This is a genomic window from Agromyces sp. Leaf222 (genome assembly GCF_001421565.1).
In the GTDB taxonomy this organism is placed as follows: Bacteria; Actinomycetota; Actinomycetes; order Actinomycetales; family Microbacteriaceae; genus Agromyces.
The window spans coordinates 2,300,153-2,311,158 of sequence record NZ_LMKQ01000001.1; the positions used below are offsets into that span (position 1 = coordinate 2,300,153).

Sequence of the window (11,006 nt, forward strand, 5' to 3'; positions counted from 1 at the left end):
GCGACTCCCCCGGCACGGAGCCGAACGTCGGCTCAGGCCCGCGCGAACACCGCCGCGAGGGCCTGCCCTCCCCCGATGCACATCGTCTCGACCGCGAGCTCGCGATCGAGGTCGACGAGTTCGTGCGCGAGGGTCGCGAGCATGCGAATGCCGGTCGCGCCGATGGGGTGCCCGATCGAGATGCCACTGCCGCGCGGGTTCAGGCGCGGGTCCTCGGCGTCGATCCCCCAGTCGGCGAGGCAGGCGAGCACCTGCACGGCGAAGGCTTCGTTGAGCTCGATCACGTCGAGGTCGTCGAGGCGGATGCCGGCGCGCGCGAGCGCGCGATTCGTCGCCGGCACGGGGGCCACTCCGAAGCGCAGCGGGTCGTTGCCCGCCACGGCCCAGGAGACGAGCCGGAGCATGGGCTCGAGGCCGAGGTCGGCGGCGCGGGCCGGCGTCGTGACGATGCACGCCGCCGCGGCGTCGTTCTGTCCGCTCGAGTTGCCGGCGGTCACGGTCGCGTCGGGGTCGCGGCGCAGGATCGGACGAAGCGCACCGAGCGCCTCGAGGGTGCTGTCGGCGCGTGGGTGCTCGTCGCGGTCGACGATCACGGTACCGCGCCGGCCGGGCACCGCGACGGGCACGAGCTCGGCATCGAAGGCCCCGGACTCCTGCGCGGCGACGGCCCGCTGATGGGAACGGAGCGCGAACGCGTCCTGCGCCTCGCGGGAGATGCGGTACTCGGCGCGCAGCAGCTCCGCCGAACCGACGTTGCCGTCTGGCGTCGGGAATCGCGCACCGCCGACCGTCTCGCGGCCGCGCGCGAGCGCGTCGTGCAGCATCAGGCCGGCCCCGGTCACTCCCCGACGGCCCTCGACCGTGTAGAGCGGCGCGTTGGACATCGACTCGACGCCGAGCGCGATGACGGTGTCGGCGACGCCGGTCTGCACCTCCATGGCCGCGTTCAGCACGGCCTGGAGGCCGGATCCGCAGCGGCGATCGAGCTGGTAGCCGGTCGTCTCGACGGGGAATCCGGCGTCGAGCGCCGCCACGCGCCCGAGCGCCGGCGCCTCCATGGTCGGGTAGCCCTGGGCGCCGATCACGCCGTCGACCGCGGCCGGGTCGATGCCGGTGCGTTCGACGAGGGCCCGCAGCACGGTGGTCGCGAGCTCGAGGGCGGTGACGGGGGCCAGCGCGCCGCCCATGCGTCCCACCGGGGTGCGCAGGGGCGCGCAGATGACGACGTCGCGCAGCTCGGTCATCGGGCGGCTTCCACGGCGAGCCCCTCACTGACGGCGAACGGTGCGCCCGTGGCATCCGTCACCTGATCGATGCCCACGCCGGGGGCGAGCTCGACGAGCACGAACCCGTCGCCGGTGACGTCGAACACCGCGAGGTCGGTGATGATGCGGTCCACGCACGCCTTGCCGGTGAGCGGCAGCGTGCACTGCTCCACGAGCTTGGCCGAGCCGTCCTTGGCGACGTGCTCCATGACGACGATGACGCGTTCTGCGCCGTTCACGAGGTCCATGGCACCGCCCATGCCCTTGACCATCTTGCCCGGCACGGCCCAGTTGGCGATGTCGCCGCCCTGGGAGACCTGCATCGCGCCGAGCACCGCGGTCGTGATGCGGCCGCCGCGGATCATGCCGAAGCTCGCGGCGGAGTCGAAGTACGCCGCCCCGGGCAGCACGGTCACGGTCTCCTTGCCGGCATTGATGAGCTTGGGGTCCTCCTCGCCCTCCCACGGGTACGGGCCGACGCCGAGGATGCCGTTCTCGGAGTGCAGCACGACCTCGATGCCCTCCGGCAGGTGGTTCGGGATGAGCGTCGGCAGCCCGATGCCGAGGTTCACGTAGGTGCCGTCCTCGAGTTCGCGGGCGGCGCGGGCCGCCATCTCGTCGCGAGTGAGCGGCATCAGCGGGCCTCCTCGGTCTCGTCACGGTCGGTACCGGATGTCCCGGGCCGGGTCCGCACGGTCGTCTTCTCGATCGGCAGCTCGCCCGCCTGCTCGGCGGTGAGCACGACGACCCGGTCGACGTAGATGCCGGGGAGGTGGATGTCGTCGGGGCCGAGCACGCCCGGTTCGACGAGCTCGTCGACCTCGGCGATCGTGATGCGGCCGGCCATGCCGGCGAGCGGGTTGAAGTTGCGGGTCGACTTCTCGAACCGGAGGTTGCCGTGGCGGTCGCCGACCGCGGCGCGCACGAGCCCGTAGTCGGTGCTGATCGCCCGCTCGAGCACGTACTCGCGGGTGCGGCCGAACGCGTCGAACGGGCGCAGCTCCTTCGGGTCGGAGGCCAGCGCGACGGTTCCGTCGGCGGCGTACCGCAGCGGCATGCCGCCGTCGGAGACCGCGGTGCCGGCGCCCGTGGCGGTGTAGAAGGCGGGGATGCCGACCCCGCCCGCCCGCAGCCGTTCGGCGAGCGTGCCCTGGGGCGTGAGCTCGACCTCGACCTCGCCGCCGAGGTACTGGCGCGCGAACTCCCGGTTCTCGCCGATGTAGCTCGCCGTCACCTTGCGGATGCGGCCGGCGGCGAGCAGCTCGCCGAGGCCCCAGCCGTCGACGCCGCAGTTGTTCGAGACGACCTCGAGGTCGCCGACCCCGCGGGCGAGCAGGGCGCGGATGGTCGCGATCGGCACGCCCGACAGGCCGAAGCCTCCGACCGCGAGTGACGCGCCAGCAGGGATGTCGGCGACCGCATCGGCGGCCGTCGCGAAGGTCTTGTCCATGGTGCTCCGGGTTCAGTCGTTCGGGGAGGGGGTCGTGGGGTCGGCGGCTGCGCCATCCGTCGCTGCGGCTGCGGCATCGCTCTCCGCGAAGACCGAGCGGGCGATCGCGAGGGCGGAGTTCGCCGCGGGCAGCCCCGCGTAGAGCGAGGTGTGCAGCAGGACCTCCGCGATCTCGTCACGCGTGAGGCCGTTGCGGAGCGCGGCGCGCACGTGCATCGCGATCTCTTGCTCGTGGCCGCCGGTCGTGAGGCTCGCGAGCGTCGCGATCGAGCGCTCGCGGCGGCTGAGGCCCGGCCGATCCCAGATCTCGCCCCATGCGTAGCGGGTGATGAAGTCCTGGAACGCCGCGGTCTCGGGGGTCGTGGCCGCCACGGCGCGGTCGACATGCGCGTCGCCGAGCACGGCCCGCCGCACGTGCATGCCGCGTTCATGCGCGACGGATGCCTCGGCCGACCGCTCGATCGCGGCGAGGTGCTCGGCGATCAGCTCGGCCGCGGCCTGCGGCTCCTCGAGCACGGCGAGGTGGGATGCCCCGTCGAGCGCGATGTGGCGGGCGCCGCGGATGTCGTCGGCGAGGTCCTGCATCGAGGCCGGGGTCGTCACGGCGTCGTGCTCACCGCTGAGCGCGAGGGTCGGCACGTCGAGCCTCGCGAGATCTGGCGTGCGGTCGAAGTCGCCGAGCGCCTCGGCGCAGCGGGCGTACGACTCGTCGTCGATGTCGACGAGCGCGGAGAGCGCACCCGCACCCGGCCCGCCCGCCTCGCGACCGAGGAAGCCGGGGGCGAACCACCGGGATGCACTGCCGGTCACGAGCGATGCGGTGCCGCTGGCGCGCACGGCGGCCGCGCGTTCGACCCAGCCGTCGCGGGTGCCGATGCGGGCGCCGCTGCAGCTGATCACGAGTCCGAGCACCCGGTCGGGGTGGCCGACCGCGAGCTCGAGCGCCACCGCGCCGCCGAGTGAGACGCCGGCCACGTGGAAGCCGCCGCCGCCCGCCTCGTCGACGACGGCGAGGACGCCAGTGGCGAGCTCGGCCACCGAGAACGGGGCGGCCACGGCCGGGCTCGCCCCGTGCCCCGGCAGGTCGATGCGGAGGATCCGGAGATCCGCGGTGCGCGGGTCCGCTCGCAGGGCCGCGACGACGCCGTCCCAGAGTGCGGTCGTCGTGCCGAGCGACGGAAGCAGCACGAGGAGCGGGTTCGAGGCCGCCGGAGCGGTGCCGGGCGCGAACGAACCGAGCAGGCGAGGGACGGTCATGGGCGCGAGCCCCCTTCGGAGACGGCGGCGAATCGGGCGACGGCCCGGTCGACGATGCGATCGGATGCCGCGTCGAGCACGGCGCGGTCGGGCCGCTCGCCCGTGGGCCCGGCGTCGTCCAGGATGCGGGCCGCGCGTTCGCGGTCGAACTCGAGGCCCGCGACGAGTCGGGCGGCGGCGGTCGAGGCGGATCGGGCCAGGCGCACGAGTCGGCGCAGCGACGCCCACTCCGCGTGCCAGCGGCCCGCCGCGCGCTCGTCGCCCGCGAGCGCGGCCGAGGCGACGACCTGCAGCAGGCCGGGAGCCTCGACGGCCGCCGCCGTGATCGCGACGGCATCGACCGGATTGCGCTTGTGCGGCATCGCGGACGAGCCGCCGCCGCCGGCCAGGCGCACCTCGCCGAACTCCTCGCGCGAGAGCAGCGTCACGTCGCCCGCGATGCGACCGAGGGCGGCGATGACGCTCGTCGCCGCCGAGGCGACGGCCAGCGCCGGCGTGCGCTCGGCGTGCCAGGCGCGGCCGGGATCGGCGAGCCCGAGCTCGGCGGCGAGCCCAGCGCGAACGGCGTCGGCGGCGCCCGGGCGCCCGGCCGCGGCATCCGCTGCCGTGCCGGTGCCGACCGCACCGCCGAACTGCACCGGGAACGTGACTGCATCGACCGTCTCGATCGCCGAGGCGACGCCGTCGAGCCAGCCGGCGGCGAGTGCGCCGAGCGTGCTCGCCTCACCGTGGCGCGCGATGGTACGACCGATGCGCGGGCTGTGCCGCTCGGCGTCGGCGAGGGCGGCGAGACGCGCACCCGCCTCGGCCAGCGACGCCCGCGCCGCGCGAAGGGCGTCGCGCGCGATGAGCATGAGCGCCGTGTCGACCACGTCCTGGCTCGTCGCGCCGAGGTGCAGGCGATCGGCCAGGAGCCCGGCGGCCACGAGCTGCGCCCGCAGCGCCGGAACGAGCGCGACCACCGGAACGGCGTCGCGCGCCACCCCCGCGACGAGCAGCTCGCGATCGAGCGAGTCGACGTCGAGCGCGTCGGCCTGTGCATCGAGGAACTCGTCGAGCTCGCTCCCCCACACCCTCAGCAGCGCACGTTCGACGTCGACCATCGCCGCGAGCACGGCATCGTCGTCGGTGCCCGTCGTGTCGGCTGCGCCAGGATCCAGCAGTCCCCAGTCCGTCATCGCCACGACTCCATCACAGTTCGGTTCCGTAGTCGAGGAACACGGTCTCGCCGTCGCCCTGCAGCCGCAGGTCGAAGCGGTACGAGCCCTGGCCGTCGGGCTCGGCCACGAGCGTGCCCCGACGATCGGCGTCGAGGCGGGCCAGCAGCGGATCGCCCGCGTTGGCCGTCGGCTCGTCGCCGAAGTACGCGCGGGTGAAGAGGTGCTGCAGCACGCCGCGGGCGAAGAGCGTCACCAGCAGGTACGGCGCCGATCCGTCGCGCATCGCTCCGGGCTTGATCGTCGTGAAGGAGTAGTGGCCGTCGCGGTCGACGGCGGCACGGCCGAAGCCGGTGAAGCCGTGCTGGTCGCGAGTGAACGACCCGCGTTCGGTCGAGGGCCGGCCGGTGGCATCCGCACCCCAGATCTCGACGATCGCGTCGGGGATCGGGTCGCCCGCCCCGTCGAACACGGTGCCGTGCAGGCGGATCGCATCGGGTTGCCAGGGTGCGCGCACGTCGGGCCCGCCGTCGTACGGCAGCGCGTACCCGAAGAAGGGGCCGACGGTCTGCGACGGCGTCTGGCCGAGAGGTCGGTGCTGCTCGGTCCGGTCGGTCTGCTCAGTCGAGTCGGTCTGCTCAGGCATGGTCGGCGTCCTCCGGTTCCATCCAGGTCGACCTCGGGCCGGTGAGCACGACGTCCCAGCGGTAGCCGATCGCCCACTCCGGCTCGCTGATGTCGTGGTCGTACGCGGCGACGAGGCGCTCGCGCGCGGCCGGGTCGACGATCGACTGGTAGATCGGATCGAGGGCGAACAGCGGGTCGCCTGGAAAGTACATCTGCGTGATCAGGCGCTGCGTGAACGCCGAGCCGAAGAACGAGAAGTGGATGTGCGCGGGCCGCCACGCGTTGCGGTGGTTCTTCCACGGGTAGGCGCCCGGCTTGATCGTGGTCAGGCGGTACGAGCCGTCGTCGCCCGTGATGATGCGACCGACGCCCGTGAAGTTCGGGTCGAGCGGGGCCGGGTGCTGGTCGCGCTTGTGCACGTAGCGGCCCGACGCGTTCGCCTGCCAGATCTCCACGAGCTGATTGCGCACCGGCCTGCCCTCGCCGTCGAGCACCCGGCCCGTGACGATGATGCGCTCGCCGAGCGGTTCCCCGGCGTGCTGGATCGTGAGGTCGGCCTCCTCGGCCGCGACGTCCGTGTGGCCGAACGCCGGCGAGACCAGCTCGATCTCCTCGGGGTCGGCGCGCACGAGCTCATGCGTCGGATGCCGCAGCAGGGTCGACCGGTACGGCGCGAAGTCGCGTCGGGGGTGGGCGGCGAGCCCGCGACCGGCGGATGCCGCGGCATCCTGCTCGAGCGCATGACGGTCGGTGATCTCGTCGCTGATCGTGCGCTGCGACAGGTCGGGTTGGGATGCGAGGCGTGGCATGGTCACTCCGTGATGAAGGGAAGGCCGGCGTACTGCTCGGCGAGGCTCTGCCGCGCGGCGCGCGACCCGGTGACGTACTCGAGGCGGCCGACCTGGCTGCGGTACGCGAACTCGCGCGCCGAGGCGTCCGGCGCATCGTGCACGTGGAGGAGGTCGGTCATCCACTCGGAGAATTGCTGCACCTTCCACTGGCGGGCCAGGGCCGCGTCGCTGTACCCGCGGAGGCCCGACTCGTCACTGTCCTGCAGTGCGGCGACGAGCGCTCGACCGAGCAGCACGACGTCGGCGATGGCCGAGTTGAGGCCCTTCGCCCCGGTCGGCGGCACGATGTGCGCGGCATCGCCGACGAGGAACAGTCGGCCGTGCGCCATCGTCGAGGCGACGAAGGAGCGCATCGGGGTGATCGACTTCTCGAGCACCTCGCCCTCGTGCAGGGTCCAGCCGTCGACGCCGAGCCGGGTCTGCAGCGCGTCCCAGATGCGGGCGTCCGACCAGTCGTCGATCGACGCGTCGTGGTCGACCTGCAGGTAGAGGCGCGACACCTCGAGCGAGCGCATCGAGTGCATCGCGAACCCGTCGGCGTGCAGCGCGTAGATGAGGTCGTCGGTCGACGGCGGCACGTCGGCGAGGATGCCGAGCCATCCGAACGGGAAGGACCGCTCGAACGAGCGGATGCCGGGGATCGCCGGACGGCAGACGCCGTGGAACCCGTCGGCCCCGACGACGACCTCGCCGTCAATCGACGTCGCCGCACCGGCATCCGTGAAGTGCACGCTCGGGCTCGACCCGTCGAGGCCGATCGGGCTCACATCCGAGACCTCGAAGCGGATGTCGCTGCCGAGCCGGTCGTGTTCGGCGAGCAGGTGGCGCACGAGTGCCTGCTGCCCGTAGATGGTCACGGTGCGGCCGACGAGGTCGACGAAGTCGACATGGTGGCGGGCGCCCTCGAACTGCAGGTGGATGCCCTGGTGCGTCAGGCCGCGCTCGCGCAGGTCGGCGTCGAGGCCGAGCTCGGCGAGGGCGTCGACCGACCCCTGCTCGAGCACGCCGGCGCGGATCCGCCCGAGCACGTACTCGCGCGAGCGGGCCTCGAGGATCGTGAAGGCGATGCCGGCCCGGTGCAGGATGTGCCCGAGCAGGAGGCCGGCGGGTCCGGCTCCGATGATGACCACCTGGGTTCGCAACGCTGCGTCCTCTCGCGTCGATGGAAGGGTGGCACCATCGTGCGCCGCGGCGCCTCCGCCGCGCATCCCCGATTCCATCTGATGGAAGCCGCCGGAGTCGTCCTCGGCCCCCGACGGCGTCGATCGCCTACGGGCGGTACCCGAGTGCCGCCGAGATGCCCCGGCCCGCGATGCGCACGCCGAGCAGGAACTGCGGCTCCTCGCGCCGCTCGACGTGCGCGATGATCGAGACGGCCGCGACCACGTCGCCGGTGGCGTCCCGGATCGGAGCCGCGACCGAGAACGCGCCCTTGGTGAGCGCCTCGACGGAGGTCGCGACCCCCGTCGTGCGGATGCGCGACATCCGCTCGCGCAGTGCCGCCTCCTCGACGATCGTGCCCGGCAGGAACCGGCGCGGACCCGCGGCGATGACGTCCTCGAAGACGCCGGGCGGCGCGAACGCGAGCAGCGCCTGTCCGACCCCGGTCGCATGCAGCGGCAGCCGTGAGCCGACCTCGGTGATCGACGGCACCGCGTTCGCCCCCGACATCCGCTCGAGGTAGACCGCCCCGAGCCCCTCGCGCACCGCGAGGTGCACGTGCTCCCCGGTCGACTCGAAGAGGTCCTCGAGGTACGGCTTGGCCGCGATGCGGAGCCGGCGCGACGAGGGCTGGCGAACCGCCAGCCGCCAGAGCTTGATGCCGACCCGGTACCGCCCGTCGCCCGAGCGCGTGATGCCGCCCCACTCGACCCACTCGCCGAGCAGGCGATGGGCGGTCGACAACGGCAGTCGAGCGCGCTCGGCGATCTCGCTGAGCGTCAGCTCGTCGCCGCGCTCGAACGCGTCGGCGATCGCGAACAGCTTCTCGGCGACCCGGCGGTCGTCGTCACCGCGGGGCATGCGCGACGCCATCCGGCTCGCCCGTCGCCGCGAGTGCGGCCCCGGCCTCGGCGAACAGCCCCCGCATCCACTCGTGCTCGGGGTCGCGGCGATGCACCGGATGCCACCAGAGGGCGTTGTGGATCTCGGTCGCCTCGAACGGGGGCTCGAGCACACGGAGCCCTGGCATCGCGCGCACGTGATCGGCGAGGCCGGCCTGCACCAGACCGAGCCGACGCGTGCCGGCGACGAATCCGGGCAGGCTGAGGAAGCTCTCGACGACGACCTCGACGCGAGGCTCGATACCGAGTTGCTGGATCTGCCGGGTGGCCGAGGTGAAGGCCGACCTCGACTGGTAGGTGAAGACCCACGGCAACGCGGCGAGGTCGTCCATGCTCAGCGGGTGGTCGGCGGCCGGGTTGTCGTCGGCCGCGACGATGACCCAGCCGTCGGTCCAGAGGTCGGTGTACGGCAGCCCGTCGAGGAAGCCGTGCGGCATGAGCATGCCGTCGGCGCTGCGCAACCTGGTCGCCGCGTCGTCGACGATCTGCGGGTTGTGCAGCAGGAACCGGAAGCGGACGCCGGGCGCCCGCTCGGCGGCCAGGATGGAGACCCTCCGTCCGATCGTCGCGAATGCGTAGTCGGACCCGTAGACGGCGAACTCCCTCGTCGACTCGCTCGGGTCCCATTCGGCCTGCGATTCGAACACGCGGCGAGCGGCGTCGAGCGCCGAGCCGGTGTGTTCCGCGAGGCGGGACGCGAGCGGCGTGAGCTCGTAGGTGTTGCCCTGCCGGGCGAGGATCGGATCGTTGAAGTGGGCGCGGAGCCTCGCGAGCGAGGCGCTGAGCGCCGGCTGGCTGAGCCGAAGACGCTCGGCGGCGCGGGTGACGCTGCGTTCGGTGAGCAGTGCATCGAGCGAGACCAGAAGGTTCAGGTCGAGGCGCGAGAGGGAGCGATCGGACACGGCATCGTGCTTTCGGATCGGGAGGAACGGGCTGTTCGGGATCCGAGCTTATCAATCGACACGATGTCAGGCCCGGAGCGGATCGGACTCGTCGATGACGACGAACGACGACGCCCGGCATCCGCACCGAGGCGATGCGAATGCCGGGCGACCGTCAGGACGGCTGCAGGCGAGGCGTCAGGCCGAGGCCGGCTCGCCCGTCGCGACCCGACGACGCAGCAGCACGCCGAGCAGGATCGCGACGATCGCCGCGGCGATGCCGACCACGCCGACCGCGACCGACAGGCCGCCGACCGCGGCGGCGATCCCGCCCATGATGATCGGGGTGAGGAACTGCCCGAGGTAGAACGAGGTCTGCCACCAGCCGGTCGAGCGCCCGCGCTCCTCGAACGCGATCTTCGAGAGGGCCCAGGTGACCAGGGTCGGCAGCAGCAGGCCAGAGCCCGCAGACGCGATGATCGCACCGACGATGACGGCCGGGAGGCCGCCGCCGAGCCAGATCACGAGCATGCCGATCGCCTGCAGGCCGAACGCGACGGGCAGCTGCACGCGGGGCTGCAGCTTCGCGATGCGGGCGAACGTGAACGCACCGGCAGCCGTGGCCAGCGATGCGAGCGCGGCGACCAGGCCGATGGTGGCGGTGTCGGTCGCCGCGACGCCCGTGCCGACTACGAGGTAGCTCGCCTCGATGATGATCACGTAGAACGTGAACCCGCCGAAGAGCGTCACCACGAGGGGCGCGGCGAGCAGCCTCCACGGCACGCGCACCTTCTCGCCGGTCGAGACATGGGCATCGGTGCGGTCGTCGCGGCTCGGTTCCCACAGCAGGAAGATCATCGGCACGGCGATGACGAGGCTGATCGCGTACACCCAGAACGGCGTGTGCCATCCGGCGACGCCGAGGGCGCCGCCGACCACGATGAACACCGTCGCGGCCAGCGTGGTCACGACGGTCTGCAGGCCGAGGTACCTGGTGCGGCGCTTCTCCTCATGGAAGTAGTCGACGATCAGCGTCGTGCAGACGGTCATGATCGCCGCCTCGCAGACGCCGACGAGCACGCGGCTGAAGAGGATCAGCTGCAGGTCCTCGAGCCAGGCCGGGGCGGTGCCGACGAGCGCGTAGGCGAACATCGTGACCAGGAGCAGGTTCTTGCGGCCGAGGCGGTCGACGATCTGGCCGGCGAACGGCGCGAAGATCGCGATGATGAGCGCCGGGATCGCGACGATCATGGGCACGAGCACCTCGGAGCCCGGCTGGTCGCCGAACACCTCGGAGAGCTGGGGCAGGATCGGCGTGATGAGCACCGATCCGAGCACGGGCATGCAGCTGCCGGCGAGCAACAGCACCGCCTGCCAGAAACCGGCGGTGCGGGCGGCGACGGGCTGCGTCGCCTGGCGGGTATTCGTCATTGAATCTCCTCGAACGGTGGTGGG

General features: G+C 72.6%; 11 protein-coding genes. All 11 read right to left on the reverse strand.

Translation table 11 applies throughout. The annotated features are described in order from the left end of the window. Window positions 1-32: 32 nt before the first annotated feature. The 11 genes from ASE68_RS10205 to ASE68_RS10255 all read right to left on the reverse strand — a co-directional run bounded on the left by ASE68_RS10205 (window position 33) and on the right by ASE68_RS10255 (window position 10,982). On the reverse strand, window positions 33-1,244 hold the full coding sequence (locus ASE68_RS10205) for an acetyl-CoA C-acetyltransferase (protein ID WP_200921695.1): 1,212 nt from the start codon (window positions 1,242-1,244) through the stop codon (window positions 33-35). After that, a complete protein-coding gene (locus ASE68_RS10210) occupies window positions 1,241-1,900 on the reverse strand; it encodes a CoA transferase subunit B (RefSeq protein ID WP_055858002.1) in 660 nt (219 codons plus the stop codon). The genes ASE68_RS10205 and ASE68_RS10210 overlap by 4 nt, the downstream gene beginning before the upstream one ends. Then, window positions 1,900-2,715: a CoA transferase subunit A gene (locus ASE68_RS10215; RefSeq protein WP_055858004.1), complete on the reverse strand. Its 816-nt coding sequence runs from the start codon at window positions 2,713-2,715 to the stop codon at window positions 1,900-1,902. Before ASE68_RS10215 ends, ASE68_RS10210 begins: the two co-directional genes overlap by 1 nt. A 12-nt stretch (window positions 2,716-2,727) precedes the next feature. After that, window positions 2,728-3,972: a 4-carboxymuconolactone decarboxylase gene (gene pcaC, locus ASE68_RS20890; protein ID WP_055858006.1), complete on the reverse strand. Its 1,245-nt coding sequence runs from the start codon at window positions 3,970-3,972 to the stop codon at window positions 2,728-2,730. Next, window positions 3,969-5,150 (reverse strand): lyase family protein, encoded by a 1,182-nt coding sequence (locus tag ASE68_RS10225; protein WP_055858008.1) that lies wholly within the window; start codon window positions 5,148-5,150, stop codon window positions 3,969-3,971. Before ASE68_RS10225 ends, pcaC begins: the two co-directional genes overlap by 4 nt. A gap of 13 nt (window positions 5,151-5,163) precedes the next feature. Beyond that, window positions 5,164-5,775, reverse strand: coding sequence for a protocatechuate 3,4-dioxygenase subunit alpha (gene pcaG / locus ASE68_RS10230; protein ID WP_082462160.1), 612 nt, complete (start codon window positions 5,773-5,775; stop codon window positions 5,164-5,166). After that, window positions 5,768-6,565, reverse strand: a complete 798-nt coding sequence (gene pcaH / locus ASE68_RS10235; protein WP_055858010.1) for a protocatechuate 3,4-dioxygenase subunit beta — start codon at window positions 6,563-6,565, stop codon at window positions 5,768-5,770. Before pcaH ends, pcaG begins: the two co-directional genes overlap by 8 nt. 2 nt (window positions 6,566-6,567) lie before the next feature. Next, the gene (locus tag ASE68_RS10240) at window positions 6,568-7,749 is read right to left on the reverse strand and encodes a 4-hydroxybenzoate 3-monooxygenase (protein WP_055861108.1); all 1,182 of its coding nucleotides are present in this window, start codon (window positions 7,747-7,749) and stop codon (window positions 6,568-6,570) included. Between the two features lie 127 nt (window positions 7,750-7,876). Beyond that, entirely contained in the window at window positions 7,877-8,629 is a 753-nt protein-coding gene (locus ASE68_RS10245; RefSeq protein WP_055861112.1) for an IclR family transcriptional regulator, read from the reverse strand. Continuing rightward, window positions 8,616-9,572 carry a LysR family transcriptional regulator gene (locus ASE68_RS10250; protein WP_055858012.1) on the reverse strand — a complete coding sequence of 319 codons (957 nt, stop codon included), beginning with the start codon at window positions 9,570-9,572 and terminating at the stop codon, window positions 8,616-8,618. Before ASE68_RS10250 ends, ASE68_RS10245 begins: the two co-directional genes overlap by 14 nt. A gap of 177 nt (window positions 9,573-9,749) precedes the next feature. Then, window positions 9,750-10,982: an MFS transporter gene (locus tag ASE68_RS10255; protein ID WP_055858013.1), complete on the reverse strand. Its 1,233-nt coding sequence runs from the start codon at window positions 10,980-10,982 to the stop codon at window positions 9,750-9,752. Between the last annotated feature and the right edge of the window lie 24 nt (window positions 10,983-11,006).

Coding starts and splice junctions, on each gene's coding strand:
- ASE68_RS10245 (WP_055861112.1), bottom strand. CDS start 8,629: ATGCCCCGCGGTGACGACGACCGCCGGGTCGCCGAGAAGCTGTTCGCG.
- pcaH (WP_055858010.1), bottom strand. CDS start 6,565: ATGCCACGCCTCGCATCCCAACCCGACCTGTCGCAGCGCACGATCAGC.
- ASE68_RS10210 (WP_055858002.1), bottom strand. CDS start 1,900: ATGCCGCTCACTCGCGACGAGATGGCGGCCCGCGCCGCCCGCGAACTC.
- ASE68_RS10215 (WP_055858004.1), bottom strand. CDS start 2,715: ATGGACAAGACCTTCGCGACGGCCGCCGATGCGGTCGCCGACATCCCT.
- ASE68_RS10225 (WP_055858008.1), bottom strand. CDS start 5,150: ATGACGGACTGGGGACTGCTGGATCCTGGCGCAGCCGACACGACGGGC.
- pcaG (WP_082462160.1), bottom strand. CDS start 5,775: ATGCCTGAGCAGACCGACTCGACTGAGCAGACCGACCGGACCGAGCAG.
- pcaC (WP_055858006.1), bottom strand. CDS start 3,972: ATGACCGTCCCTCGCCTGCTCGGTTCGTTCGCGCCCGGCACCGCTCCG.
- ASE68_RS10255 (WP_055858013.1), bottom strand. CDS start 10,982: ATGACGAATACCCGCCAGGCGACGCAGCCCGTCGCCGCCCGCACCGCC.
- ASE68_RS10205 (WP_200921695.1), bottom strand. CDS start 1,244: ATGACCGAGCTGCGCGACGTCGTCATCTGCGCGCCCCTGCGCACCCCG.